Origin of the sequence: Paenibacillus ginsengarvi, from assembly GCF_003626695.1 — a bacterium.
Taxonomy (GTDB): Bacteria; Bacillota; Bacilli; order Paenibacillales; family NBRC-103111; genus Paenibacillus_AB; species Paenibacillus_AB ginsengarvi.
Genome location: NZ_RBAH01000014.1, coordinates 124,586 through 150,752 on the forward strand (window position 1 = coordinate 124,586; position 26,167 = coordinate 150,752).

General features: G+C 57.1%; 28 protein-coding genes. 10 read left to right on the top strand and 18 right to left on the bottom strand.

Translation table 11 applies throughout. The features are described 5' to 3' along the window. Window positions 1-82: 82 nt before the first annotated feature. Window positions 83-442, bottom strand: a complete 360-nt coding sequence (locus D7M11_RS19480) for a winged helix-turn-helix transcriptional regulator (protein WP_120748921.1) — start codon at window positions 440-442, stop codon at window positions 83-85. A 151-nt stretch (window positions 443-593) separates the two neighbouring features. Between D7M11_RS19480 and D7M11_RS19485 the strand changes: the two genes are divergently transcribed. Both D7M11_RS19485 and D7M11_RS19490 read left to right on the top strand, forming a co-directional pair. Then, the gene (locus D7M11_RS19485; protein WP_120748922.1) at window positions 594-1,532 is read left to right on the top strand and encodes an aldo/keto reductase family protein; all 939 of its coding nucleotides are present in this window, start codon (window positions 594-596) and stop codon (window positions 1,530-1,532) included. A 332-nt stretch (window positions 1,533-1,864) separates the two neighbouring features. Continuing rightward, window positions 1,865-2,173, top strand: coding sequence for a hypothetical protein (locus tag D7M11_RS19490; RefSeq protein WP_120748923.1), 309 nt, complete (start codon window positions 1,865-1,867; stop codon window positions 2,171-2,173). Between the two features lie 15 nt (window positions 2,174-2,188). Here the strand turns inward: D7M11_RS19490 and D7M11_RS19495 are convergent, their stop codons facing one another. The 4 genes from D7M11_RS19495 to D7M11_RS19510 all read right to left on the bottom strand — a co-directional run bounded on the left by D7M11_RS19495 (window position 2,189) and on the right by D7M11_RS19510 (window position 6,564). Continuing rightward, entirely contained in the window at window positions 2,189-2,575 is a 387-nt protein-coding gene (locus D7M11_RS19495; protein ID WP_120748924.1) for an iron chaperone, read from the bottom strand. A 152-nt stretch (window positions 2,576-2,727) separates the two neighbouring features. After that, window positions 2,728-4,644 carry an LTA synthase family protein gene (locus tag D7M11_RS19500; protein WP_120748925.1) on the bottom strand — a complete coding sequence of 639 codons (1,917 nt, stop codon included), beginning with the start codon at window positions 4,642-4,644 and terminating at the stop codon, window positions 2,728-2,730. A 231-nt stretch (window positions 4,645-4,875) separates the two neighbouring features. Continuing rightward, entirely contained in the window at window positions 4,876-5,673 is a 798-nt protein-coding gene (locus D7M11_RS19505) for an alpha/beta hydrolase (RefSeq protein ID WP_120748926.1), read from the bottom strand. Window positions 5,674-6,204: 531 nt separating this feature from the next. Then, complete coding sequence (locus D7M11_RS19510; RefSeq protein ID WP_120748927.1) at window positions 6,205-6,564, bottom strand: HesB/IscA family protein; 360 nt, start codon at window positions 6,562-6,564, stop codon at window positions 6,205-6,207. Window positions 6,565-6,862: 298 nt separating this feature from the next. On the opposite strand from D7M11_RS19510, the gene mqnE reads away from it, so the two are divergent. Together mqnE and D7M11_RS19520 are read left to right on the top strand one after the other, a co-directional pair. Then, window positions 6,863-7,966 (top strand): aminofutalosine synthase MqnE, encoded by a 1,104-nt coding sequence (gene mqnE, locus D7M11_RS19515; protein WP_120748928.1) that lies wholly within the window; start codon window positions 6,863-6,865, stop codon window positions 7,964-7,966. An 87-nt stretch (window positions 7,967-8,053) separates the two neighbouring features. Beyond that, window positions 8,054-9,118, top strand: a complete 1,065-nt coding sequence (locus D7M11_RS19520; protein ID WP_120748929.1) for an NAD(P)/FAD-dependent oxidoreductase — start codon at window positions 8,054-8,056, stop codon at window positions 9,116-9,118. 19 nt (window positions 9,119-9,137) lie between these two features. Here the strand turns inward: D7M11_RS19520 and D7M11_RS19525 are convergent, their stop codons facing one another. Next, window positions 9,138-9,389 (bottom strand): YuzB family protein, encoded by a 252-nt coding sequence (locus tag D7M11_RS19525; RefSeq protein ID WP_120748930.1) that lies wholly within the window; start codon window positions 9,387-9,389, stop codon window positions 9,138-9,140. A gap of 94 nt (window positions 9,390-9,483) precedes the next feature. Between D7M11_RS19525 and D7M11_RS19530 the strand changes: the two genes are divergently transcribed. Next, window positions 9,484-9,729 carry a NifU family protein gene (locus D7M11_RS19530; protein WP_120748931.1) on the top strand — a complete coding sequence of 82 codons (246 nt, stop codon included), beginning with the start codon at window positions 9,484-9,486 and terminating at the stop codon, window positions 9,727-9,729. A 75-nt stretch (window positions 9,730-9,804) separates the two neighbouring features. Here D7M11_RS19530 and D7M11_RS19535 read toward each other — a convergent pair whose 3' ends face one another. The 5 genes from D7M11_RS19535 to D7M11_RS19555 form a co-directional block, all read right to left on the bottom strand. Beyond that, window positions 9,805-10,593, bottom strand: coding sequence for an SDR family oxidoreductase (locus D7M11_RS19535; RefSeq protein ID WP_120748932.1), 789 nt, complete (start codon window positions 10,591-10,593; stop codon window positions 9,805-9,807). Between the two features lie 37 nt (window positions 10,594-10,630). Continuing rightward, window positions 10,631-11,344: a Cthe_2314 family HEPN domain-containing protein gene (locus D7M11_RS19540; RefSeq protein WP_240041212.1), complete on the bottom strand. Its 714-nt coding sequence runs from the start codon at window positions 11,342-11,344 to the stop codon at window positions 10,631-10,633. A gap of 3 nt (window positions 11,345-11,347) precedes the next feature. Next, window positions 11,348-13,108 (bottom strand): UbiD family decarboxylase, encoded by a 1,761-nt coding sequence (locus tag D7M11_RS19545; protein ID WP_120748933.1) that lies wholly within the window; start codon window positions 13,106-13,108, stop codon window positions 11,348-11,350. A 182-nt stretch (window positions 13,109-13,290) separates the two neighbouring features. Then, complete coding sequence (locus tag D7M11_RS19550) at window positions 13,291-14,247, bottom strand: COX15/CtaA family protein (RefSeq protein ID WP_240041213.1); 957 nt, start codon at window positions 14,245-14,247, stop codon at window positions 13,291-13,293. Window positions 14,248-14,475: 228 nt separating this feature from the next. Next, the gene (locus D7M11_RS19555; RefSeq protein ID WP_120748934.1) at window positions 14,476-14,817 is read right to left on the bottom strand and encodes a thioredoxin family protein; all 342 of its coding nucleotides are present in this window, start codon (window positions 14,815-14,817) and stop codon (window positions 14,476-14,478) included. A 207-nt stretch (window positions 14,818-15,024) separates the two neighbouring features. Here D7M11_RS19555 and D7M11_RS19560 point away from each other — a divergent pair, with 207 nt between their 5' ends. The 3 genes from D7M11_RS19560 to D7M11_RS19570 all read left to right on the top strand — a co-directional run bounded on the left by D7M11_RS19560 (window position 15,025) and on the right by D7M11_RS19570 (window position 17,148). Then, entirely contained in the window at window positions 15,025-15,864 is an 840-nt protein-coding gene (locus tag D7M11_RS19560; protein ID WP_120748935.1) for an SPFH domain-containing protein, read from the top strand. Between the two features lie 13 nt (window positions 15,865-15,877). Then, window positions 15,878-16,078: a type II toxin-antitoxin system antitoxin gene (locus D7M11_RS19565; RefSeq protein ID WP_120748936.1), complete on the top strand. Its 201-nt coding sequence runs from the start codon at window positions 15,878-15,880 to the stop codon at window positions 16,076-16,078. 83 nt (window positions 16,079-16,161) lie between these two features. After that, window positions 16,162-17,148 (top strand): CPBP family intramembrane glutamic endopeptidase, encoded by a 987-nt coding sequence (locus D7M11_RS19570; RefSeq protein WP_120748937.1) that lies wholly within the window; start codon window positions 16,162-16,164, stop codon window positions 17,146-17,148. Here D7M11_RS19570 and clpP read toward each other — a convergent pair. From clpP to D7M11_RS19585, 3 genes are read right to left on the bottom strand one after another with little or no spacing between them, the layout of a single operon-like run. Then, on the bottom strand, window positions 17,141-17,719 hold the full coding sequence (gene clpP, locus D7M11_RS19575) for an ATP-dependent Clp endopeptidase proteolytic subunit ClpP (RefSeq protein ID WP_120748938.1): 579 nt from the start codon (window positions 17,717-17,719) through the stop codon (window positions 17,141-17,143). The genes D7M11_RS19570 and clpP overlap by 8 nt on opposite strands. Before the next feature lie 60 nt (window positions 17,720-17,779). Then, window positions 17,780-18,067: a hypothetical protein gene (locus tag D7M11_RS19580; protein ID WP_120748939.1), complete on the bottom strand. Its 288-nt coding sequence runs from the start codon at window positions 18,065-18,067 to the stop codon at window positions 17,780-17,782. Window positions 18,068-18,071: 4 nt separating this feature from the next. Then, the gene (locus D7M11_RS19585; protein WP_240041214.1) at window positions 18,072-18,710 is read right to left on the bottom strand and encodes a winged helix-turn-helix domain-containing protein; all 639 of its coding nucleotides are present in this window, start codon (window positions 18,708-18,710) and stop codon (window positions 18,072-18,074) included. Between the two features lie 174 nt (window positions 18,711-18,884). On the opposite strand from D7M11_RS19585, the gene D7M11_RS19590 reads away from it, so the two are divergent. Then, entirely contained in the window at window positions 18,885-20,183 is a 1,299-nt protein-coding gene (locus D7M11_RS19590; protein ID WP_120748941.1) for a DUF2515 family protein, read from the top strand. 160 nt (window positions 20,184-20,343) lie between these two features. On the opposite strand, the gene D7M11_RS19595 is transcribed toward D7M11_RS19590, so the two are convergent. Continuing rightward, window positions 20,344-21,972 (bottom strand): putative polysaccharide biosynthesis protein, encoded by a 1,629-nt coding sequence (locus D7M11_RS19595; protein WP_193556236.1) that lies wholly within the window; start codon window positions 21,970-21,972, stop codon window positions 20,344-20,346. A 190-nt stretch (window positions 21,973-22,162) separates the two neighbouring features. Here D7M11_RS19595 and D7M11_RS19600 point away from each other — a divergent pair, with 190 nt between their 5' ends. Next, window positions 22,163-23,059, top strand: a complete 897-nt coding sequence (locus D7M11_RS19600) for an AraC family transcriptional regulator (RefSeq protein WP_147433461.1) — start codon at window positions 22,163-22,165, stop codon at window positions 23,057-23,059. Between the two features lie 62 nt (window positions 23,060-23,121). Here D7M11_RS19600 and D7M11_RS19605 read toward each other — a convergent pair whose 3' ends face one another. The 3 genes from D7M11_RS19605 to D7M11_RS19615 all read right to left on the bottom strand — a co-directional run bounded on the left by D7M11_RS19605 (window position 23,122) and on the right by D7M11_RS19615 (window position 26,150). Continuing rightward, window positions 23,122-23,916 carry a phytanoyl-CoA dioxygenase family protein gene (locus tag D7M11_RS19605; RefSeq protein WP_120748944.1) on the bottom strand — a complete coding sequence of 265 codons (795 nt, stop codon included), beginning with the start codon at window positions 23,914-23,916 and terminating at the stop codon, window positions 23,122-23,124. Window positions 23,917-24,223: 307 nt separating this feature from the next. Next, window positions 24,224-25,030: an SDR family NAD(P)-dependent oxidoreductase gene (locus D7M11_RS19610; protein ID WP_205127083.1), complete on the bottom strand. Its 807-nt coding sequence runs from the start codon at window positions 25,028-25,030 to the stop codon at window positions 24,224-24,226. Window positions 25,031-25,064: 34 nt separating this feature from the next. After that, the gene (locus D7M11_RS19615; protein ID WP_120748945.1) at window positions 25,065-26,150 is read right to left on the bottom strand and encodes a succinylglutamate desuccinylase/aspartoacylase family protein; all 1,086 of its coding nucleotides are present in this window, start codon (window positions 26,148-26,150) and stop codon (window positions 25,065-25,067) included. Window positions 26,151-26,167: the final 17 nt, after the last annotated feature.

Consider the following 26,167-nt stretch of genomic DNA (forward strand, 5'->3'; position numbering starts at 1 on the left):
AGGTAACGGGAGCGCAGACAGAGGAGAGGCCCGGCAAACTAGACGAATAGACAACCTGCGACGCCGAAGCGCGGACATACGGCTACGCCCATTTCGACGCCCACAGCTTCATGCTTTTAATAATCGGATGCAGATCTTGTCCCTTCGGCGTTAGCGTATATTCGACCGTTACCGGAACGGTTGGGTACACCTTACGCTCCAGCACGCCCTTCTCCTCCATATGGCGAAGCGTGTTCGTCAGCGCCGTCGGGCTGATGTTATGAATGCGCCGCTGCAGCTCGCCGAACCGCTTCGTCCCTCCAAACAGCTCGCGCAGGACGAGGAACGCCCATTTGCCGCCGATGACGTCAAGCGTCTTCTCGATCGAGCACTCGATGCATACGGGCTCCTTCGGCACGTAGCCGGCACGGGGCGTCCCGGTCTCTTCCTTCAGCTTCTCCATCTTCATCTCTCCGTCTATAGTTAGTCAACTTTAGTTTAGTAACTCGTAACTATTTCACTTCTTTTAAAAGTGTACCAGCTTTTTTTATAATAGAAAAGGATGCAAGACGGGCGAAAGCCCGTTTCCAACTTTTTCACGAGGAGTGATCCAGATGAAATACCGCAAGCTGGCCCAAACCGGACTGAAGGTGAGCGAGATCAGTCTCGGCAGTTGGCTGACCTATGGAGGCTATGTCGAACGCGAAAACGCAGTTCAATCGATCCGCCGCGCGTACGAACTCGGCATCAACTTTTTCGATACCGCAAACGTCTACGAGCGCGGAGCCGCCGAGCTGGTCGTAGGCGAAACGCTTAAGGAATATCCCCGCGAGTCTTATGTGCTCGCGACGAAAGTATTTTGGCCGATGGGCGACGGCCCGAACGACCGCGGCTTGTCGCGCAAGCACGTGTTCGAGCAGCTCCACGCCAGCCTGAAGCGGCTCGGCACCGACTATGTCGATATTTACTACTGCCACCGCTTCGATCCGGAAACGCCGGTCGCGGAAACGCTGCGCACGATCGACGATTTCGTCAGACAAGGGAAGGTCTTGTACGTTGGCGTCAGCGAATGGACCGCCGCCCAAATGGCGCAAGCGCTCGGCACGGCGGACCGCTATTTGCTCGACCGCATCGTCGTCAACCAGCCCGTTTACAACATGTTCAACCGTTATATCGAGAAGGAAGTCATTCCGTTCGGCACGCAAAACGGGATCGGACAAGTCGTCTTCTCGCCGCTCGCCCAAGGTCTGCTGACGGGCAAGTACCAGTCCGCAAGCGATATTCCGGCGGACAGCCGCGCCGGGAAGCTGGAAGGCATGCGCAAGGCCATCACCGAAGAGAAAATAGCGAAAGTCGCAAAGCTGACCGAGATTGCCAACGAGTTGGATATTACGGTAGGCCAGCTCGCCATCGCCTGGATTTTGCGTCAGCCGAACGTGGCAAGCGCGCTTGTCGGCGCCAGCCGCCCTGGCCAGGTGGACGAGAACGCGGGAGCGTCCGGCGTTGCTCTCTCCGCTGACTTGATCGAGCGGATCGAGTCGATTTTGCAGTAAGCCGGGACAAGGTCTGCGAAAGCGGGGCGCCTGTCGTTAACGGAACGGATTTCCGCTAACTGTGCCAAACCGAACGATTCCGCCAATGTAACGGAAATTAATTCCGTAATTGGGCTGAATCTTGCGGTTTTCGAACCATAAATGAGGCATTTGCGGTATTTAGAGGAATTTTTTTCCTTTAGATCGGGAAAAAGTCGCATAACCTACTCCTTAGTGGAAAAAAACTCCGCTATCAAAAATCGCCGTCGGCTCGTCCGATGGCGATTTCATTTTATTCCGGCCCCTTTGCTATAATGGGGGTACGTTACCCAGACGAGAAGGAGGCTGCACAGATGGCTTTCGGCATTACCCGCGAAGAGCTGAACCGCTGGAAGGAAGCCGTTTCCCGCGGCGAGATCGCGTATTTGACCCACTACTGGCTGGACCCTCGCTTTCCGGGCTCCACGACCGTCACGAAAGTCGGCTGTGCCGATCTACACCGCCTGTCCGCCTGGTGCGAAGCTTACGGCCTTCCTGCGCGTTATATCCACAACCGCCCGCCTTTCCCCCATTTCGACCTGATGGGTCCCAAGCAGGTGGAAGTGCTGCGCCAGGAGCAGCTATGGGAGCAGCTCGAACGTTTCCGGCTGATCGCCCCGTAGCCGGGGCGCACCGTTTTATTTCTTTTTGGTCTTTGCCGCGGCTTTTTCCTTGCTCTCGGCTACCCGGTATTTCACGATGCGGGCGATAAGCTCGTTAGGCAGCGGCTGATCAAGCGGGAATTGCAGCGTCCCTTTCGATTTGTGATAAGGCTTTACTTCGTCCGCGAACGCCTCGATTCCACTGGGCGCCGGGTAAAAACCGATATGGTTTTTGAATGCCGCAAAATGCACGAGGTTGCCATGCAGCTCGTAAGTCGGCATCTGATAGCTGATTTTCTCCTTCGCCTCGGGCGCCGCCTCCCGAATCACGTTTCTCAGCGCAGTTAAAATGTGTTGAATGTCGGGAGGGAACCCGGCGATGTAGGCATCGATCGACTCATAGACGGTTTTGGGAGGGTTCATAGGAGCGTTTCCCCTTTCAGGAGCTTGATTGTACTTCTATTATACCAAACAAGCCTCCTATCTAGTCGCTCGCACTATGTTTTCCTTTCCTTCTTTGCTTGCACAAAAAAATCGCCTCCGAGTCCCTCCTCAAAGGCGATTTTCCACAACCTTTATTCGCTATCGCGCTTCGGCAATACTTTCATATACTCGTCGGACGCTTTTTCCAGCGCCATCGTGTAATAGTAGTCTTTCTTGTACGGGGCGAGATCGGTTACCGGTTCGTGCGTGTCGAGCCGGACCGCTTGACCGTCCTCGAAGCCTTCGCCGGGAATGAACAAAATGTCGTCATTGATAAACGAACCCGTCGGCAAATAGTAGCGGATGCCGAATACGTTGCGCTGAATATTCATTAGATCGTGGCCGAAATGGACGTAACCGCGGTCCGCAAACGAAATGCCGAGCAGGTTCGCCACGGTTGGCATCATATCAAGCTGGCCGCCGACCTGATCGATCGTCTCGCCCTCCGTCTGCCCGGGAACATGCACGATAAACGGAACATTAAAGCGGGTCACATACTCGTGATACGGAATGCCGAGCAGCTCGCTCAGCTCCTCCGGCTCGTTATACTGCGGCTTCAACCCGGAATGGTCGCCGTATACGACCAATATCGAACGATCCCACAAGCCTGTCGCCTTTAACTGGTTGATGAACGTGCCTAAGGCATAATCGGCGTAACTGACGGCTTCCAAATATTCGCCGGCCTGCGTGCCGGCATACCGGTTATCCGACAGCCGAATCCGCTTCTTATCGTCCGGTATCACAAACGGATGATGGCTCGATGATGAAACAAACTGCGCGTAAAACGGACTTCCCCCGGCGCTAAGCGCCGTAAGCTGCGCGATCCCGGTCCGGTACAGCTGCTCGTCGGAAGCGCCGAAGGCATTGAACTGGTCGTTCGTATAGGATGGCTTGTCGAAAAAGCGGTCGAAGCCGAGCGCCGGATACAGCTTGTCGCGGTCCCAGAAGGTCACGTCGTTGACGTGGAACGTCGCCGTCGCGTACCCGTCCTGCTTCAGCAGCTTCGGCAAGCTCGGCAAACTGCGGTTGCCGTAGCCGGTCGACATCGGGATGCTCCCAACGGGATATAACGACGTGTTGAACATAAATTCGGCGTCGGACGTATTGCCCTGCCCGATCTGCTGGTACACGTTTTTGAAATAGTAGCTTTCCTTCGCCAGCTCGTTCAGCACCGGGGTCAGCGGCTGACCGTCCACCGAGTAGCCGATCGTAAAATTTTGCAGCGATTCCATTTGCACTACGATGACATTTTTCCCTTGCTGCGAACCGAACAGCTTGGGCGGAGCGGCGGTCTCCGCTTCCTCATCCCCTTCCGCTAACGTGGAATTGTACGGAAATTTGGACTGAATTTTCGCGATAATGTCGGCTGCCTGCGCAGTATCGGCGAACCTGGTTTCGCGGCTGTTCTCCCATGCTTCCAGAACGAACGAGCTCTGGTAGTTGAAAAAGCCGAGCTTCTCCGCGCGAATCAACTCGTTGCGCACTTTGCCTTCAGCCCGGATGGACAAGGCTGAAACCGTCACGGCGATCAGGACGACCGCGGACATCGACGCTTTGCCGAGCGAAATTCCGCTCCATGCCGGCAGCTTGCGCCGCCTCCGCACAAGCCATAACAGCGCGAATACAGCCAGATCGGCGAAAAAGATATACGTCTCCGGATGCATCGCGCGCTTCACGCTGCTCGATACTTGCAGCACTTGTTTGAGTCCGTACAGCGATGTGTAGGTGACGATCGAGCCGAAATGCGTGTAATACAGCGTTGCCGCGAATAAAATGAGGGAACCAAGTATGTTGAGCCCCCAGAAGGCCGCTCGTTTCGCCCTTCGGGGCAGGAGCAGCTCGATCGCTCCCGCGGCTGCGATAACGGAGGCGAGATCGAGAACCGCGCCGCTCCAGACGATTTTATGATAGATGAATACCCGCAGTATGATCAGCTTGAGCCATAGCAGCAGCGATATACGAACAAACATGCTTTTCCATAAGAACGGCACGACCCGTTCGCTCTTCATTGTAGGCGCCTCCCACTTCGGGACAAGGTTACGCAGGACTCTGCCTTCGTCTTCCCGAAACGTGTTCGTGTTCATCGGGATATTGTAGCAAAGGAACCTTAAATTAAAATGAAAAGCACGCCGCACGATGGGGTGCCCATTATTGCGCGTCAGCTGCCTTATTGCCGGAAGCACGAAACAAAAAAACGCCCGAGGCGGCAAATGCCGTATCGAGCGTTTTCTAATGACCGGCTAAGCCGGGTATACATCCCGCAAGAAGCGTTCGATCGCAGCCAGCGACTCAAGCTGCGCGGGCGTTTTCACGCCGTAGCCGAAGCCGTGCGGAACGCCGGGGAGTATGAGCAGCTCCGCACGGATGCCGTGCTTTGCGAGCTTCTCGTAGTACACGCGCGAATGCTCTACCGGAATCACCTTATCGTCGTCGCCGTGAATGAGCAGCGTTACCGGCTCTTCGCCGACGATGCGGTCAACCGGCGAAGCTTCGCTGTAAGCGCCGGGCAGCTCCGCCTCGCCGCTTCCGAACAGCTTGACGATCGAACCGTTCAGCGAGTCGAAGTTATCGTCCAAATGCAGGTTCGTAGCCGGACAATACAGCACGGCAGCTCCGGGCCGGGTATTCCGGATTCGCAGTTCGGGCGAAATGCCTAGCTCGTCCTCCGCGGCAATCGTCGAGAGCATCGCCGCCAAATGCCCCCCTGCGGACGAGCCAAGAGCGGCGGTTCGAGTCGGATCGAAGCGGTAAGCGGCCGCATTTTCCATAAAAAACGACATCCCCAGACGCACGTCTTCAATCTGTGCCGGATGATGCCATTCGGGAGCAAGCCGGTAGCCTACCGAGGCACAGCTATACCCCAGCTCGCAAAAGTGGGCGGCCACCGAGTGCCAAGCCATTCGATTGCCGGCGTTCCAGCCGCCGCCGTGAATAAATAGAAGTCCTACTCCGTTTGCATTGTCTCCGGGCACGAAAATGTCCATTTTACGCTGTTCCGTATAATGCTCGCTGTATGTAACGTTCAGCAGCTGCTCCATGCGATCGTCTCCATTTCGCTTAGGACGTAGTTTTTATAGGTTAAGTTCCTCCCCGATCGTATAGGAATTTTCCCAGGAACACAATATTGACAACGCTGTAAAAGTAAGGTATTGTATATAGATGTGTTATAGATATTCACCCTTCGAACATACCACGACAGTCCCCCGAAGCTATCTGCACGATGTCGATGAACCATTCCATTGATTACAAGTTAGACCTGATTCACACTGGCGCGATCAAGGAGTCGTAAGGATGAAAGAGAGGTAGGGCTTTCATTGTTTTAGGTTTCATCATGGTAACAGCAGTTCGGCACTGCCAGTAGTTCTTTTGATTTGGAGAAGATGACGTAAGGCTCGCGAACGATCAACGATTCCGGACTGTGTAACGGTCTGTTTGATACAGCAAAATAACACAAAAGCAAAACGCCGCTTCGCGAATTTCATTCGCAAGGCGGCGTTGTCCATTAACGGCGTAAAAACCGCGGCAAAAAACCCCCGGAATCCATGATTCCGAGGGCACCTAATATGCTATCAGCACTGCTCCGGATTCGGCTTGCCCGCATCTTCCTTCGTACGGAACGACTGTCCGCAACCGCACGATGCGATCGCGTTCGGGTTATGGATGGTGAATCCGCCGCCCATAGCCGCATCCTTGAAATCAATCTCGAGACCGCGCAAATATTTCGTGCTATCCGAGTCGACGACTACCTTCAACCCGTTAATCGTAAGCACCTGATCGCTGCTGTGCTCCTCATCGTCAAAGCCCATGCCATATGAAAATCCGCTGCAGCCGCCTTCTTTGACGCCAACGCGCAAAAACAGGTTCGGCGTTTCCTCGGCCGACAGCATCTCTTTAATCTTATCCACTGCTTCATCCGTAATGGTAATCATATCGTTCCCTCCTTCGATCATCCTATAATTTATAAGATTCGGGGTCCCGTAAAGGTTTTGAAATACGCACCCAAAGCCCCGGCTCCACTTTGTGGGGTTGTTTTCAGTATACTCCTAATTATGCCGCCTCTCAAGAGGAGGTTCTCCCCTACACAAATTCGTCATGATCGAAAACCTGCCACGCCTGTTGCCCGTATACAGAAGGAGGTTTATAATAGATAAGTCATCGACAAGACACGGTTTAGCTCGACAAGCAAAATAATGTTTCAGAAGTATTCCATGAACGAGGAGGAACAACATGCACCCGACAATCACATCACCGGATAAACGGATGGCCGAAATCGCGGAAAAAGTAGAGCACGGCGAACGGCTCACGCTGGAGGACGGCGTCTTTCTGTACGAATCCGACGACCTCCTGTCGATCGGTCAAATGGCCAACAAAGCGAATATGCGCAAAAACGGACGGAACGTGTATTTTATTGAAAACATGAGCCTTTATTTCACGAACGTCTGCGAAGACCGCTGCGCGTTCTGTCATTTCCGCCGCGACGAGGGCGAGGAAGGCGCTTATACGTTATCTCCGGACGAGATGCTGGCCTATGTCGCGAAGCACTTTCATCCCGGCATGCGGGAATTTCACATCACGGGCGGACATAACGCACATGTCCCGTTCGACTATTATGTGGAATCGATCCGCGCCCTGAAGACGAATTACCCGGATGTTACGGTCAAGGCTTACACTGGAGCGGAGATCGACTTTTTCTCGCGCATCAGCGGCCTGTCCTACAAGGAAGTGCTGCAGACGCTCATCGATGCCGGACTCGGCACGCTGCCGGGCGGCGGAGCAGAAATATTGACCGAGCGGTACCGTAACAAGATGAATGTGGAGAAAGCAACCTCGGACCAATGGCTCGAAGTGCACCGCACGGCGCATCAGCTCGGTTTGCGGACGCACGCCACGATGCTGTACGGCTCGATCGAAACGAAAGAGGAACGCATCCGCCACATGATGCAGCTTCGCGCCTTGCAGGACGAAACGAACGGATTCATGGTATTCATCCCGAATGCGGTGCAGCCGGCGAATACCGACATGGGCATCAAACGGAGAACGTCGGCGTTCGACGACCTGAAGACGATCGCGATCAGCCGCCTCATGCTGGACAATATTCAACACGTGAAGGCGTACTTCATTAATCTGGGCACGCAGCTTGCGCAGCTCGCTTTTACCTTCGGCGCGTCCGACGCGCATGGAACGATCGTGCAGGAGCGGATCAGCCATTCCGCAGGGGCGCTGTCGCCGCACGGTCTCACCCGCGACGAATTGATCCATATGATCAAAGGCGCGAACCGGATACCGATTGAGAGGGATACGTTCTACAACGAAATTAAGGTGTATGCCTGAGGGCTCAGCTTATAAACTTCCCTCCTGCGTGACATTCTAATACCATCGATACTCCAATATAGGAACGGGAAAGGAACGCTGTTTGGAATGAGCAGATTTGTCATATTGGGCGGAGGGTACGGCGGCTTGACGCTGGCTCTCCATTTGCTTGAGCAGGATCCGCCGGCCGGCACGGAAGTCGTTCTGGTGGACCGCATGCCTTATCAAGGGCTAAAAACGGAATATTACGCACTCGCGGCGGGCACCGTATCCGAAGCGGAGATCCGGGTCGCTTTTCCGAGCCATCCCAGATTGATTCTGAAGTACGGAGAAGTCAAAGAGGTCGATCTGGAGCGAAAGCTCGTGCTAATGAATAACAACGATACGCTTTCGTACGACTGGCTCGTCATTGGGCTCGGCTGCGTAGACAAGTATCACGGCATCGAGGGCGCCGAGATGCACTCGCACAGCATCCAGACGCTGTCCGGCTCGCGCAAGGCGTATCAGGCGCTCAACGACCTGAATCCATATTCTCAGGTGTCCGTTGTCGGCGGGGGCCTCAGCGGCGTCGAGATCGCTTCTGAGCTGCGCGAGAGCCGTCCGGACCTCAATATTCGCGTCATCGACCGCGGCCCGAGCATCTTGTCTTCGTTTCCGGACAAGCTACAATCTTATGTGCGCGAGTGGTTCACCGAGCACGACGTGGAGATGTTATCCCACATTTCGCTGAGTAAAGTAGAGCCGGGCATTCTGCATAACGGCGACGAGCAGATTTTAACCGATCTGACCGTATGGACCGCAGGCATTCAGCCGAGCCCGGTGGTTCAGCAGTTGAATGTGCCCAAGGACGCTCAGGGCCGCGTGCTGCTCAATGAATATCATCAAATTCCGGAGCACCCGGAAGTGTATGTCATTGGCGACTGCGCCAGCCTGCCGTTCAGTCCGAGCGCCCAAGCGGCCGAGGAGCAAGGCAAGCAGGTCGCGGAGGTCATGCATGCGCTGTGGAAGGGCGAAACGCCTCAGCTCAAAACGATCAAGCTGAAGGGCGTTCTCGGCTCGCTCGGCAAGAAGGCCGGCTTCGGCATGATGGGCAAAAAAACGGTCATTATGGGAAAAGTGCCGCGCGTGCTGAAAAGCGGCGTGCTCTGGATGTCCAAGCATCATTTCGGATAATCGGACGTATCCCGCCATGCTACTCGAGCCAGGAAAACTGCTCTTCCCATTCCTTAATTTTCGCCAGGATGGCTTCGTATAGCTCGTCCGGGGTTTCGGCTGCAACAATTTCCCCATTGACGAGCGCGTACGGCTCCATGTAACACTGGCCGCAGTTGCCAAGGCAGCCGTACTCGATCACGTCCAACTCGGGGTTCTCCTCCAGCTTGCGCATGATCCGGTCCGTGCCGTGGTGCATGTTATTCGTGCAAAATTCTACGATCGGTCTCATTTATATTCACCATTCGGCCTGCAACTCGATTGTGGCAGCCGTTTTATTTTCGTTTATAATGTACTATAATAATACGTGAAGGGAGATGAGGCAAATGAGCAACGCACAACAGGAAGCTGTTTTTGACGAAGTACTGGAAGTTCTGGATAAATTGCGTCCGTTTCTGCAACGGGACGGCGGAGACGTCGAGCTCGTGGACGTTGAAGACGGAATCGTGAAGCTGAAGCTGATGGGAGCTTGCGGAAGCTGCCCAAGCTCGACCATAACGCTGAAGGCCGGTATCGAACGCGCCCTCCTCGAAGAAGTGGAAGGCATTACCGAGGTCGTTCAAGTATTTTAATAACGAATTCACGATGAAAAGAGCGGCTATGGTCCCTAAGGACATAGACCGCTCCTTTTTTTCGCATTCAAACGTTCAGCCCTGCCCGGGCCTCGCGGAGGACATACTGCGAATCGGATCGAAGCCGCCTGAAACCTCCATAATATTGCCGGTCAAAAAATCCGACTGCGGCGAACAGAGGAAAGCGATGACGCGGGAGACGTCTTCCCCGCTTCCCTGGCGAATGCCGGGAAATTCATGATCGCTTAAGTGCGCAACCTCTTCGATCGACTTCTCTTTATTGCCGCCGCGAATATCGCCCGGACAAATCATGTTAACGGTTACACCGTGCGGCGCCATCTCTTCCGCCAGCGTCTTCGTCAGGGATACGAGCCCGACCTTGGCCGCCGCGTAAGCGGCCCGGTGAGGCCAGCCTCTCGCCTCCGCAGCACGCCCGAAGCCGAAATGAATGATCCGGCCCCATTTGCGCCGCATCATACCGGGCAGCACGAGCCGGTCGAGCTGCATGACGCCGAGCAGATTGCCTCGCATCATATAATCGATCTCGTCCAATTCGTACTCGTCGAACGTCCGCCGCTCCCGCACGAACGGCCCTGCGTTGTTAATCAGGATGTCTACCGTTCCCCATTCGCGCTCGATCGTCCCGATCATGTTCTCGTTGTCGGCGCGGCTCGCCATATCGGCCCGGACGGCCATAGCCCGGCTCCCGTTAGCTTCCAGCAGTTTCACAAGCGAGAACGCCTCGCTTTCGCTGTTCACATAATTGACCGCCACCTGGCAGCCCAGCTCGGCAAGCGCGATGGCGGTCCGTTTGCCGAGTCCTTTCGCGCTGCCCGTCACGAGCGCGATTTTGCCTTGAAGCATAGGAGCTTCCTCCTTCTCTCGGCCGTTTCCGCCGCGATTACGTCTTCTTCCTCCTGTACGCGTAAGCGAATACGGCTTCTATCGTCAAGCAAGCCATCTCCAACCCTTGCGTCAAATCGTCCATATTCGCGCTCAAATCTTCGATATACGACCGGTCGGTCCGGCAGGCGTCGATATGCAGCAGATCGTCGAGCATCTCCGCGTTGACCAGGTGAATTTCCATATTGCGCTTATGGCGCAGTCTGGACAGCTGCTCCTGATAGCGTTCCTTGATTTCCTGCAAAGGTTTTGCCAGGGCAGGTTCGGCATGAAGATGCTGCATCTGCCTGAGCACCGTGAAGTACGAAAACTTCCGCTTCACCCGTTCCGACCTCAGCTTCAGCAGATCGTTCATAAAATAGCCGAGCTTGTCGAGAATCGAGAACAGCCGGATAAAGCCGTTTTTGTAAAAGTATAGATGCCGTCTGTAGTTCGCCAGCTCCTCGGCATCCATCTTCTCTTCCTGCCTGTGCGTCACGGACTCGCGGAACCGCCCGGCGCAGTAGACGCTCTGCTCCAGCTCGTCCAGCGCATTCGCGAGTCCCCGCGCCCACAGCTCGTAGCGGGTGTACGTCTCGCACTGCGGCGTTTGCTCGTCGATGAGCTTTGTGAGCAGCTTGCGGTAATCGGCTATGGCCGCGAACGCTTTTTGCAGCGATCCGGAATCAACCCGTTTCGGCTCGTCAAACCATGTTCTGAATATACGGATCACCGCCTACGAAAAATATTCGCCCCAACGGTCCGATACGAGCTTCACGATATCGTCACGCGGAATGAGCTCGTCCGGATAGCCCGGCTTCATGCGCGCATCGATAACGATCGGCAGCTCGTAACCGAGATGATGGTTCTGTACCTGGTGCCTTGCGAACAGATCCGTCGCCGGATTAAACCGGGTGAACACCGTCCACAGAAACGGCGTTTGCCCGCTCACGATGGAAGCATCGTCGGCCAAAATCACGAGCGGCCAGCGGCTCAGCTTCTCCCCGTGCTGATCGGAGATCCGCTTCGCCTGCTCCGGGTCCTCCTCATAGGATGCACCGGATACGACCAGACAACCCGGACAATATGGACGCGCGTCGCGAATGCCGTCCAATTGGCCTTCCGTATAAGCGGCGGGCAGCTCCCGCACCGGATCGCCTACCCCGAGCAGAACGGCCTTGCTGCCGTGATTCAATCGAAGGCCGGTGTAATCGAGCGTATCGTGGGACGTATGGTTGAAAATAAACAGATCCGTGCGCGGATCGAACCGCTCCAGTACCGTCACAAGCAGCGCGCGGAAGTCGGACAGATCGACCGGCCGGTCGGTCAAGATCAAAAACTTCGTCAGCGAAAGCTGGCCTTCTCCGAAAATGCGGAACGCCGAGCCGAGCGCCTCGCGCGAATAGCTTTCGCGCACGACAGCGGCCGCCAGCGGATGGAAGCCCGTTTCCGCGTACGTCCACAACTCCTTGACCGCCGGCATGACAAGCGGAAAAGCGGGCGACAGCAGGCGCTGCAAAAACTCGCCCAAGTAGTAATCTTCCTGCCGTGGCTTGCCGACGACTGTCGCCGGGTAGATCGCGTCTTTGCGATGGAACATATGGGTCACCCGGAACTCGGGAAAATCGTGCTGGAGCGAGTAATAGCCGTAATGGTCGCCGAACGGCCCTTCCGGCCTGCGCACATGCGGCGGCACTTCGCCGCAGATGGCGAACTCGGCCTCGGCCACGAGACGGTGGCCGCCAAGCGGGTTATCGGCCATCGGCAGCTTTTGTCCGAGAATGAGCGACGTGAGCAGCAGCTCCGGCAAATGCTCCGGCGCGGGAGCGATTGCCGAGGCGATCAGCGCCGGCGGGCCGCCAAGGAAGACGGTAACCGGCAGCGGACGGCCCAGCCGCTCCGCCTCATGATGATGGAAGCCGCCGCCCTTCTGAATTTGCCAGTGCATTCCGGTCGTATGACCGTCGTAGATGTGCATCCGGTACATCCCGAGATTATGATCGCGGCCGTCGACATGCTCCGTGTACACGAGCGGGAGCGTGACGAACGGTCCCCCGTCATCCTGCCAGCTCGTCAGAGCGGGCAGCTTGGACAGCGGCTCGCTGCGATCGCATACGTCCAGCACCGGAGCCTGCGTGTGGGGAACCGTCTTCAAACCGACCTTGAGCAGGTCGAATATCAGATCCTTCTCGTTCCAAAGCGCTTTCGGCGTCGGCGGAATAAGCGTATCCTTCGCCGCCATCAGCCGGTTCATAATCGCCTCGGGCTTCGGCCCGAAAGCGAGATCGACCCGACGCGTCGTTCCGAACAGATTGGTCGCCACGGGAAACGGGCTTCCTTTTACGTTCGTGAACAGGAGCGCAGGGCCGCCTTCTTCGATAACGCGCCGATGGATTTCCGCTATTTCCAAATACGGATCAACAGGAGCGGATATGATCGCAACATCCCGCTCCTTGCGTAGAACATCGATAAACGTGCGTAAATTCGGAAAATTCATTACCGATCTCCCCTCTTGAATTCGGGCCAATCTATGTAGTCGAACTGTCGATGCAGCTATATGTCCCTCTCCGGAAAGGAGAAGTCAGGGTGAGCATACCGTTCATTTTCGGTAAAGTCACCCTGACCGCCGCGGGACGAGTTGCCTAAGCTTCCACCGACCGCATCAAATCTCAGCAGCCGCTACAAGGACGAGCTGTCCATGCTTTCCGGCTTTCGGGCCGCTCGCCAGGCCAGCACGCACATGTAGCAAAGCACGCCGAACATGCCGGATACAAGCACGACATGGATGAGCGCGGTGAGAAGGTACCAGTCCGTGCTGAGCGTCCATACGACCGACGCTCCGCTGAACACCTGCATAACGGTCAGCACCAGCGCCCACAGCGATGCGGATCGGAGCAGCGGAGACGAAGCGTCCGGTCGGGACGCCTTGTAGGCGATTATGATGATGACGATGAGCAGCAGCGCGGCGGCGACACGGTGGGCAAAGGCGATCCCTACCGCTCCGTTTAGCTCGGGGATGACCGCCCCGTTGCACAGAGGCCAGCCGAGACAGCCCCCCGACGATTCGGTATGGCGGACGAAAGCCCCGACGTAAACGACGATATAGCTATAAATCGCCGCTCCCCATATCCATTTGCGCATATGCGGCGCGATAACGGGAGCTCGTACGCTTTTGCTCCGGGCCGGGCTGCCCTTCGGCACGTACGCCCCTGTCTTGATGCCTACCGCCAGCAGCAGCGCCGATGAGAACGCCAGCAGGGAGAAGCCGAAATGAAGCGCCATGACCGCATCCGATTGCGGATAAATGACGGCCAGCGCGCCGAGAATCGCCTGCAATATGGTAAAAAATAAAGTGCCGAAAGCAAACATCATCGCTTCCTTGCTGTGGCGCAGCACCATGTAGGTACCGACTGCCGCGCCAAGCACGAACAGACTGACGACTGCGGTGACGAAGCGATGGCTGTACTCGATCATCGATTCGATCGTATACGCCGGTACGAACTTGCCGTTGCACAGCGGCCAGTCCGTGCCGCAGCCGTCGCCGGAGCCCGTCTTCGTAACGAGCGCCCCCATGAGGAGGATCAAACCCATTCCGATGGCGGAGGCCAGCGCCAATCCATACATTCGTTTTCCCATCGTGTTGCACCTTCTTTATGTTAGGTCGCGTCTTCGAAAAAAGTCGATAAATGCGTCAAACCAATTATAACGATTATCAATAGGTAAATCCATTTCGGAAATGTGAACGGAGCGGACAAGCCGGCTGCCGGTGGCGAAAATGTGGCGAAACCGGTCGAAGCAGAGAGAAATGCTGCCGCAAAAAAAGAACAGCCCCTTGGGCTGCTCCCGCATTGCTGGCCTAATCGTTTATGCCTTGGTTTGGCTGGCCTCCACCACTTGATCGAGAAACTGCTCGATCTCCTCGCGCGTTTTGCGCAGCTTGCTGACGAAACGTCCGATCTCTTTCCCTTGGCTGAAGCCGAGAAAGCTCGGAATGCCAAGGATGTTGTACGTCTCGCACAAGTCGGGCAGCTCGTCGCGGTCGATCTGGATAAAAACGAGACGGTCCGCGTACGCCTTCTCCACATCCGGCATGAATGGCTCGATATAGTGGCAGTCTTTGCACCAGGTCGTCTTGAAAACGGCGACAGTCGGTTTATTTTGTTCAAGCGCTGCATGAAAATCTTGTTCCGTGCGGATCATTTCCATTAGAGGCACCTCCTGCCGACCAGTGTCGGTTTTTAGCCTGTTATAGCATGCCTATAGCCGCTTGTCAATGTAGGCGCCGCCTATGACCGAGACTGGTTGCAGGAAACATCCAAAAAATGGATTTTACATTTATTTGTAAAAGTGATATCATATAAATATCAAAACAACATCAAAACAAAATCATTTACCCAAAGGAGAGAACTGCACATGAACGAAAAAAAGACTTGGCGCCTGAACGGCTTTATCGGAATCATCCTGCTGCTGGCCATGATCGGCCTGGCCGTTTACGAATTTAGTGTGAATCGTCCCGCCATCGGAGTTCCGCTCATCGTCGTCTCCATCGTGCTGCTCAGCTCGATTACGGTTATCCAGCCGAACCAGTCGAAGGTTATCATCTTCTTCGGCAAATATATGGGGACTGTTCGCGAGGGCGGATTCTGGCTCGTTACTCCGTTTAGCAACCACCGCAAAGTATCGCTGCGCGTCCGCAACTTCAACAGCGCTAAGCTGAAGGTGAACGATATCGAGGGTAACCCGATCGAAATCGCCGCAGTGGTCGTCTTCCGCGTCGTCGATACGGCCAAAGCGATGTTCGATGTGGAAAATTACGAGCAATTCGTGGAAATCCAAAGCGAAACGGCGCTCCGTCACGTCGCAAGCAGATATCCATACGACAGCTTGAACGCAGAAGGGTATTCGCTGCGAGGCAACTCCGAGGAAATCGCCGCCGAGCTCGCCGTCGAGCTGCAAAGCCGGCTCTCCGTAGCGGGAGTCGAAGTGACCGAAGCCCGGCTCACCCATCTCGCCTACTCGACGGAAATCGCCAGCGCCATGCTTCAGCGCCAGCAAGCCGCTGCCATCATCTCGGCCCGGGAGAAGATCGTTGAGGGCGCGATCGGCATGGTCCAATCCGCGATTAAGCAATTGGAAAAAGACGGCCTGCTGCTCGATCCGGAGCGCAAAGCCGCTATGGCCAACAATCTGATGGTAGCCATCGTGTCCGACCGGTCCGCGCAGCCGATCGTCAACGCGGGCTCGCTTTACTAACGGAAGCAGCGCCATGTCCGGCAAAAAAAACTTTCCTCTGCGCATCGATCCGAAGCTGTACGAAATATTGGAGCGATGGGCAGCAGACGAATTCCGCAGCGTTAACGCGCATCTCGAATATTTGCTGCGGGACAGTGCGCACCGGGCCGGCCGGCTCCCTGGCGGGCGGCAGCCTCCGGCCGCGCCTTCCGAACCCGAAGAACAGGACAAATAAGCGCAGTCCCCACGGGCTGCGCTTTTTTTCCAAAATGGCTATTACCGCCCGATGAATCACCTGAAAGAGAGGCTGCTGCCGATATGATATCCATGCTGTACAACCGGTACAAAAGCTGGATCTGGCTCCTGCTTGCGCTCCTGTTCGCCACCGGAGCTTACTCGAAAGGGTCCCGCGGCTTGGAAGGGGAGATGCTGCTGAACGCCGGACTGGGAGCAGCTTGCCTGCTCGTCTGGGGTTTCCTCCTCATCCGTAAGCCGAAAATACGTGAAGGAACCGACGCGCTCATCCAATCGTCGTCCCCGCTGCCGGCATGGCGTCTCGTCGCCTTGTTTACGCTGGCTGGCGCGTTTGCAGCCACCGCAATGATCCCATACCAGCTTCAAACGGGTTTACTCGAAACGGCGGTGAAGACAAGTCCGCTCCCGCCCGCGGCGCTCGCGGGGATTACCGTGTTGCAAACGGCGATATTTTGCTTCGTCGCCAGCTTCATCGGAGTAAAACTGGCTCCGAAAGCCGGACTAGGCGCCCCCTTGCTCGCCGCCTGGCTGAACCGGGAGCAGCCGCCGAAGCTGTCCGGCAGATGGATTGCAGCAGCCGCGATTGGCAGCGCCATCGGCACGCTTCTCATTTTCGCGCTGGAAAGCTTCATTTTTCAGCCGCGCATGGAGCCGGCCGGAGTTTCCCCCTCCGCCAGTATCTGGAGTGCCGCGCTGATCGTATTTTACGGCGGTATCGTGGAGGAAGTGCTGCTTCGCCTGTTTCTGATGACGCTGATCGTCTGGCTGCTTTCCATCCCGCTGCGGCGGCGGCGGCGGCCGATTCCGCCATTTTTGTATTGGGGGGCCATCGTGCTGGCCGCCGTTTTGTTCGGTCTCGGGCATTTGCCGGCTACGAACGTTATGTTCGGCTCCCTGAACGCGCTGCTAGTTATCCGTGCGCTTGTGCTGAACGGCCTCCTAGGTATCTGGTTCGGCTACCTGTACTGGAAAAAGGGACTGGAATACGCCATCATCGCGCATCTGCTGGCCGATGTCTTCCTTCACGTCGTCCCCCAGCTTTTTATTTAATAATTTTATCGATCAGCCCGTAAGCCAGCGCCTCTTCCGCCGTAAAAAATTTGTCCCGGTCCGTATCGCGCTCGATCGTCTCCAGCGGCTGGCCGGTCCTCTCGGCGAGAATCGAGTTCAGCAGCGCCCGGGTGCGGAGCATCCAGTCGGAGCGGATTTTGATGTCCGCCGCCTGGCCTTGCGAGCCTCCCCACGGCTGATGGATCATCACCTCGGCGTTCGGCAGCGCCGCCCGTTTGCCTTTGGCTCCGCCCGCCAGTATGATCGAGCCTGCCGATGCGGCCATGCCCACGCAAATCGTCGCTACGTCGGGCTTGATGAACTGCATCGTGTCGTAGATCGCCATGCAGGCCGTCGTCGAGCCTCCCGGCGAGTTGACATACAAACTGATATCTTTCTCCGGATCGTCTCCGGCCAGAAACAGCAGCTGCGCGACAATCGCATTCGCCATCTGATCGTTGAACTCGGTGCCGACGAAGATGATGCGATCCTTGAGCAGCCGGGAATAGATGTCGTAAGACCGTTCCCCTCGGCTGCTTTGTTCCACTACTACCGGTACGTATACGCTCATGCCGTGCACCTTCCTTTCGTCCGCTTTATGGGCTTCTTGCAAGTGATCGGCGGCTATTCGTCAGGCCGCCATGCGAATAGACGTAGACGCATGTGTAGTGCTCTTGGCCGTCGCCCAAAAACCCGAGCCGACGTAAATTACGGTAGCCGCAGGCTTCGCCCCGCCATCCGCTCCCGGCATCGCCCGCGTCACTACCGAAGGCTCGGCGATCAAGCGCTGAGCGGCTGCCGGCTTAATCGAAACGACGTTACCGCTGCCGCCGGATGAGGCTTCGTCTTGCCGCTGCTTTTCCTTCTGGGCTGTCTCCCAACTGACAACCGCCTTCTCTTCTTGCCTGTTTGCCTCCATACGCTCAATCCTCTCCACTGCGAATTTGCGGATATACGGCGATTAATACATCATACAGCTCGGCGTCGCTTTCATTCGCCTCGGGCGGCTTATTCGCGGAACGTCCTTCGTCTTCAGCCGCTCCGTATTTCGCCGTGAGCTGGCGCACCGCCTCTAGGTAGTCCTGCACAAACAACTGCCGCGCCTCTTCCCCGGCAAGCCGGACCGTTGCGGATAACGAGGCGCTGTGCACCGCCATCCCCGCCTCCGACCGCTCCAGCAGACGAAGCGCGTCGCGCTTCAGCTTGTCGGACGTATGGACGAGATGGGAAAGCGATCCGTCCTCCTTCATCCGCCGCACCGTTTCCGGCTCGAAGCCGAGGGCATCCGACAGGATGAACGACTTGGCGATAGCCTGATACAGCACCCCTACCAGATTGCGCACTTGACGGGACCCCATCCGGCGCACAAGCCCGACCTTTTCCAGCGCTTTCAGATGATAGTTTATTTTTTGCGGCGTTTGCCCCATCATCCGGCCGATCTCGGCCGCAGAAACGGGCTCGTGCATATTCGCGAGTATTAGCGCGCGAAGCGGGTTCAGCAGGGCGACTGCCTGCTGCGGATCTTGAACGACGACGGTTTCCGCCGGTAACTCGTTAGCCACGTTTATCACCATATACAAAGTTTTTATTACGTAAAAATATTTTATTACGTGGAGTTTGTTTTGTCAAATGAGATCCGCCCCGTTACCGGCAGCCCATCTCCCGTCGCTGCATGTATCTTTTCTGCGATCCATATACTGAATAGGGAAACGATGGAGCCGCTTGGAGGGGATCGGATGAATCGGACGGAAGAACGTTTTCGGGAGCGCGGCGTATGGAAGCGGCTGCTCTCGGTTCCTCGGAACGTCTTCTCTTACTGGAGCGGTAAAGCGGCCGGGTGGTGGCAATCGGAGCAATTGTCGCAGGGCGCCCAAACGCTCATCATCGACAGAGCCGAGGTCAAGCGGCTGCGGCAGGCCTTATCACGCTTGGAAACGGCCGGAACGCCTCCCCGCATGACGGCGGAGGAACGGCTCCTGACCGAGGCCATCCGTGAAGAAACAAGGCGGATGAATCGCAATAATGTCACCCGCACTACGGCGTACTTGCGGCTGTTCGAGCGTACGCCCGAGCTTCATTGGGCGTTTCTCGCGCATATGGTATCGCGCAACGGCGGATGGAACATGACCGATCTGAAGGGCGAGCTCGTATCGCGGCTCGTCGGGGAGAGCGCAGCGGAGGCTTTATTCGACTTTTTGGAGACGTCCAATTCGTATATTTTTCACGACGCCTATCCGCAGCTTCGGCTGTTCGAGAAGTCGAAGGAACACGGCCGGTCCCTGTTCCATCTGCTGCCGGCTTTTGGCGTGTCTTCGTTCATGCGTCCGGTTTGGGAGCAGTTTTGGCGCGAGCGCCGTCCGGCCCTGCTTACGGTCGGACTGATCGTCAACGAGCAGCACTATATCGAAAAGCGTATCGTCCAAAACGAAACGTTCAAGATCGCCGTTCTCGATACACCGGCCTTCTGGACGCATTCGCTGCTTCAGCTGAATGCGGTTGTGTTTCCGTATGCGAAAAAGGAGTCGCCGCCGAAGCCGAGCGGCGGGCCGGAGCAAGCCGGAGCAGACGATTACCGGCTCGCGGGCCTCGTGATCGAAAGCTTCAGCAATTTGCGGGAACGCATCGAATTCGGGCAAAAGCTGTATGCGGTGCTGTTTGGCGTTCCCGCCGTGCTGACGCAAGCCCGCTTATTCGCCGCCCGCCATCCGCATACCGGCTCCCGCGCCGATTATTGGCCTAGCGTGTTCGCTCCCGTTCGCCATACGCCTCCCCAGACGGCGTACAAGGAGAAGCTGGACGGCGGCAAACTGCTGCCGGATGCGTCTCCCCTCTACAGCCCGAAGCTGGAGCAGGCGTGGAAGGACGTGCCCCTCGCGGACCCGGAGCGCGGCGATTGGCACCGGTTAGGCGCAAGTCCGCTTCGCTACTTCGAAACGATGCGGCCCCCGCTTTCGTTCGAGATGACGAACGAATACGAGTTCATTCTGAACAAGCTGGAGCTGGCCGTTATGGCCGGCAGTTTGCTGACGGATTGAGCGGGTCCGGGGCTTCGTACAAAAAAAGAGACCCGCAAGGCAACGGGCCGCGGGTCTTCGGAAATATATATATTCAAAAAGGGGGTCGACTTTTATTATAGGTTCGCTTCATTAAGGGAAGATGAAAGTAATGTTTCAATTGTATTACAAATTTTCTCCGTTATCCCCGATTGCCGCTTGACGCTGCAGGCCTACGCACGAAACGGCTCATAACTTTCCGCAGCGGACCCGGCAGTCGAGCCACATCCTCGGCCGTAACGACCTTCGTCAAGGCAAGAAGCCCGATATAAAGCCCAAACGCGACCCCGCCTACGAGTATCGCATCCACCATATGGCTCATCCGGTAGCCGAACGGCTGCACATATCGGTGGGCGAGCAGCTCGAGCCCGAAACCGGCCGCATAGGCGAGGAGCGTCGTGAACGCGAGTCCGGTCCACTTTTTGCCCAGAATCGTGTAATCGACATGCTTCCGCAGCACGACCAGATTAAGCTGCGCCATAACGATAAAGCAAAGCGCCGTAGCGGCGATAATGCCATAGATGCCGATGACCGGAGCGAGCAAAAAGCTGACTACAAGCTTGACGACGATCCCGATCCCGACATGCACGATCAGCGGACGCATCTGCCCGATGCCCATCAGCACGGCGCCCGACGTCTGCATGACAATCTGGAAAACGGCGATTGCCGTCAGCATCGCAATAATGCCGGTGCCGCTATCGTCGCCGAACATGAAAATATTGATCGGCCGCGCAGCGGCGCAGATCGCCAGCACAAGCGGCAGCCCCGTAATGACGGAGATGTAGAGCGCCTTGGATGCTTGCGCATTAACGGTCGCCATATCCTTTTTCGCGAACGCGGACGAGATGACCGGTACGGTCGACTGACTCAGCGCTATCGCCAAAATGATCGGGATGCCGGCGAGCGACTGCGCCCGGCCGCCCAAAATGCCAAGCGCGTCCACCGCCGCCGCATGGCCGATGTCCGTCTCCAGCAGGCCCACCGTAATCGTAGTGTCGATCGCATTGATAAGCGGCACGGCCAGAGAGAACAGCACGATCGGAACGGATACCTTGAACAGCTTGCGGAAAATGTCCCCGTAGCTCATCCGGGCAACCGGCGTACGATTGCCGGTCTCGCCGCTGCGGCGGTCCTCCCGCTTCAGCTTCATCCCGTAATACAGCATGACGAGCACCGCTCCCACACTGCCGGCTACGCCGCCGAACGAAGCACCGGCTACCGCCCAGTCGTGTCCCCAGCCGATTTGCAGCAGCAAATAGGCCAGCCCGACCGCGACGACGATCCGCAGCAGCTGCTCGACGATTTGCGAGAGGCCGTTCGGCGCCATGCGCTGGCGTCCCTGGAAATAACCTCGCATGATCGCGATAACCGGAAACAGCAGCAGCGCCGGAGCCAGCGCGCGGATCGACAGCGCCGTTGCCGGGACCTTCGATATCGTTTCGTAAGCGGGAGCGAGCACGATGAGTAGTACCGTCATGACAGCCCCGGCGGTAAGCGCGAACAGCACGGCGGCCTTGTAGATCCGGTTCGCCTCGTCGTACTGCCCGAGCGCCGTCCGCTCGGATACGAGCTTGCTGAGCGCGCTTGGAATACCGGCCGTCGCCACGACGAGCAGCATCATGTAAATGTTGAAGGCGTTCGAATACGTCGCCATCCCGTTATTGTCCAGCAGGTAGATGAGCGGGATCCGCTGCACCGCGCCCAGTACGCGGGCGATCAGCGCCGCAAGCGCGAGTATGATCGTGCCTTTGACCAAAGAATCTTTCGACAAGAGCTTGTACCTTCCTCCGAAATTAATAAATGACGGATTCATTATACAACGATTCGTCCGCGAACTCACCCTCTTCCCGGCAATGAAACACGAATAACGTCCGCATGTCTGTATCCTTTCGCCGGGTCCTGTGATACAATCGGGGCAAATTACTTTTCTTGGCGGCCATGCCGGCAGGGAGGCGCTCTTTTTGACCCGGTTCAGCAACGACGCTTTTTTGGAAAGCCCCGACTTCCCGTTTCATCTCGCCTTGTACGAATTCAAGCGCGGCGAGTCGGTCGCTCCGCATTCGCATGAATTTATCGAATTTGTATATGTATACGGCGGTACGGGCACGCACGAATACCGCGGCATCGGCTACCCGATCCGCGAAGGCGACGTGTTCGTCATCGAGCCCGGCGCGGAGCACGCCTACCGCGCCGGAAGCGACAAGCAGCCGCTCGAGGTGTACAACATCCTGGTCGCGCCCGCGCTGCTTCGCCACGAGATGGAGGCGCTGTTCCGCGTCTCCTCCTTCGTTGACTTTTTTTACGTGGAGCCGTTCCTGCGCGAATCGGCGCAGTTTCAGTCGCGGCTGACGCTGACGCCGCAGCACCGGATCGAAATGAAGCTGCTCATCGAGCGAATCGGCGAGGAGTACCGCGAGAAGAAGCCCGGCTACCGCATCCTGGTGAAAACCCGCCTGATCGAGATGCTCGTCTTCCTAAGCCGCTGCTACAGCGGGCTGCTGCATAAGCCGATGACGTCGAATGCGGGCGAGGAAAGCCTGATGCGTCGGATCGCCGAATTTATCGAGCTGCATCACGCAAGTCCGCTCACGCTTGCGCAGATGAGCCAGATGTGCGATATGAGCCAGTCGGCCTTTACGCTTAAGTTCAAGCAGCATATCGGCAAGTCGTTCCTCGAGTACCGCAACGACATTCGCCTCGAGACGGCAAAGAAGCTGCTAGCCTCGACCGATTATACGATTCTCCGCGTGTCCCAGGAGGTCGGCTTCGACGATCTCAGCTTTTTCAATAAGCTGTTCAAGCAGGCGGAGGGCGTGACGCCAGGGCAATTCAGGCGGACGAATCCGGAAACGGGATAGAACGGGCAAAAAAGGACTTCTCCCGCTTGAGGAAAAGTCCTTTTTGCTGCGGCCTTTGCGGCCTACTCGCGCGACAAAACGGGGAACAGCCGGCCGCTAATCGGCTTATCCTGCGTAAGCTTCTCTTTCGTCGTCAAGAGATGATTTTTGCCGTTAAACGTCGTTCCGTCCGGCATATAGATGATCGCGAGCACCCGGCGCGGCTTATCCGTCTTGTTCGAGTGCGCATAATGGAACGTCAGCCCGTCGTGGAACGTGCAGCTTCCGGCCTTCATGCGGACGATGACCGGCTGGGTCGCGGCGATTTCGGGATCTTCGACGTAATCGTTAATATTTTGCGGATCGAGGAAATTGATGCCTTTGAGCTTGCCGGCCTTAAACGAGCCGGGCACGAACATCATGCAGCCGTTATTTTCGTCTACATCGTCGAGCGTAATCCAGATGGATAGCGCTCCTTTTTCGTTCATCGGCCAATAGGGCATATCCTGATGCCACGGGGTCGGCTTGGAATCTCCGGGCATCTTGAACAACGCGTGGTCGTGGAACAAACGGATCGCCGAAGCGCCCGTGAGCCGCCGGGCCAGCTCCGCAAACCGCGGATGCAGCACGTATTTGGCCATTCCTCCGTGATCGCGCCATGTGTTCACTTTCTGGTTGAGCACGCGGTAGTACGACCCGCCCTGTTTATCCGTCGCGAACGAGTTGCCGTCCTCATCGGTCATCGCCTCATCCAAATATTCGCGCAGCTCCGCCAGTTCCTCCGGTGTCAACACGTTGTCGATCTGAACGAAACCGTTTTCCCGGTAAAATTGGATTTGCTGCTCCGACAGCAGCTCATGCGTCGTTTCCGTAGTCATGTAAAGGTCCCCCTTGGCAAAGTGAACTGTTCCTTTGCTTGTTATTGTACGGGAGCTTCCCTCCTGCGCACTTGGGTAATCTCACACGATTTTAAGGGTGATCCGCCAATCCGGGCACCGGCACAAAAAAAGGGACCCGCTAGGCAACGGGCCGCGGGTCTTCAACATTTATATATTCAAAAAGGGGGTCGACTTTTATTATAGGCGCGTTTCATTAAGCGAAGATGAAAACTATATTTCATTTGTGTTACAAATTTTGTCCGTATAGCAGAAACAGCCCCAGCCCTGCAATCCGGCTCGCTACCAACTACCAGATGCTCCAGCCCCCGTCCAAGACGAGATTGTGTCCGGTGACGTACTTCGACGCAGCCGAGGCTAGAAAGACGATCGCGCCTTTAATATCCGTATCGTCGGCCATCCGGCTAAGCGGCGTGCGCTCCGTATAGCCGCGCACGAACGGCTCGGCGCGAATTTCGCGGTCGGTGCCGACCGGATTGTAGCCGCCCGGGCTTATACTATTGACGCGTATGCCAAGCTTGCCGTAGTACCCCGCCATCCATTTGGTCATGCCGATCATGCCCCATTTGGCGTACGTATATTCGATGCCGCTCGTCATGCCGGTGTCGCCGTATACGGGAAAATGGGGACCCTGGACGCCCTGGATCGAGGCGATGTTGATGATGTTGCCTCCGCCCCGCTCCCGCATAGGCTTTACCGTCTCCCGGCATAGGAGCATCAGCCCGAGACCGTTCACCTGCTGGGCGGCCGCCCAGCCTTCGGCGGTCGTCTGCTCGAGATCGGCGAGCCCTGTGCGCGACACCGAATTGTTGACGAGTATTTCGATGCCGCCGTATTCGCTGCAGGTCTCTTCAACGAATGCCACGACGCTCCGCTCGTCGGCCAGATCGAGCTGCATGCCGTACGCCGCGTACCCGCTGCGCCGGAGCGCCTCCGCTTTCTCCTCGCAGCTTTCCCGGTTCCGCGATGCGAGCAGCACCGTCGCCCCCGCTTCGCACAGCGCTTCGGATATCGAGGCGCCGTACAAGCCGGAGCCCCCGGTTACGACAGCCACTTTGCCGTCTAATCTGAACATGTCCAGCACACTTGGATTCATAGGCGCTTCCTCCTGTTCTGCGTTTCTGATCTCGTCATCGGTCAGCCTCTTCAGCATCTACGGGTGCTGCTGGCCGAGTCGGGGCGATGAGAAACAGCGGCTCCCCTTGCCGCACCGTAGGCGCGCCCGGCAGCATGACGACGATTCCGTCGCGGGAAGCGACTACGCACTCCAGCTCTGTCCCGTCGAAGCCGCAGATCGAGCCGATCCGCTCGCCGGCGCGAATCTCCGCCCCCAGCACCGTCTCGGGCAAGAAAAAGCCGCTCGCCCCGGCCGTCTCCGATCCGTCAAAGTTGCCGTCCCCGTAAATACGCCGTGCGGGCGCAGGGGAAAGGTCCGCTCGCGAAGCCGCCATCTGTTCCGGGACCTCGGAAAGCATTCCGAGATGCCGCATCAGCCGGAGCGCCCCGTGGTAGATCAGCTCCGCATCTTCGCGGCGGATTCGCTTGCCGCCGTACGCCTCGGTATACAGCCACGGCACGCCAAGCGCCAGCGCCGATGAAACGGTGCGCCCGAGGGCGACCGTCTCGTGCGCCCACAGCAGCTCCGCGCCGAACGCCTCCGCCGCCGCCCGGCTCTTTCTGCCGATCTCCGTCTCCTCGTTATGGTAATAACCGACCAGCGTCGAAACGGCATAATGCGTTCCGCCGCTGTGCAGATCGAGCAAAAAGTCGGCCTGCGCCAGCAGACGGTGATGCAGCTGCCAGGCGATCCGCTCCGTCGGACGGCCCCTCCGGTCTCCCGGGAAGACGCGGGCCATATTGAGGCCGTCCTCCGGCGAAGTCCTCGTCCCTCCGCGGTAAGAGAGCGGGTTGGCTACGGGTGCGAGGACTAGCGTTCCGGCCACCTGCTCCGGCTGGATGCCTCGGTACAGCCGCAATATCGTCTCCATACCCTCGTATTCGTCGCCGTGGACGCCGGCCAGCACAAGCAGGGTAGGACCCTCGGCCGCTCCGGCGATTTGCAGCACCGGCAGCGGAATATCCCGCGATTCGCCTTCCCTTTCGCCTCCATCTTCGACTGAGTCGATTCCAGTGCCGATCAGCAGCTCGAAGCTTGTCTTCGTTCCCCTCGCTGCTGCCGATATGTCATAGTCGTCTATCCTCATCCGAACTGTCACCCGCTTCTCTCCTTCCT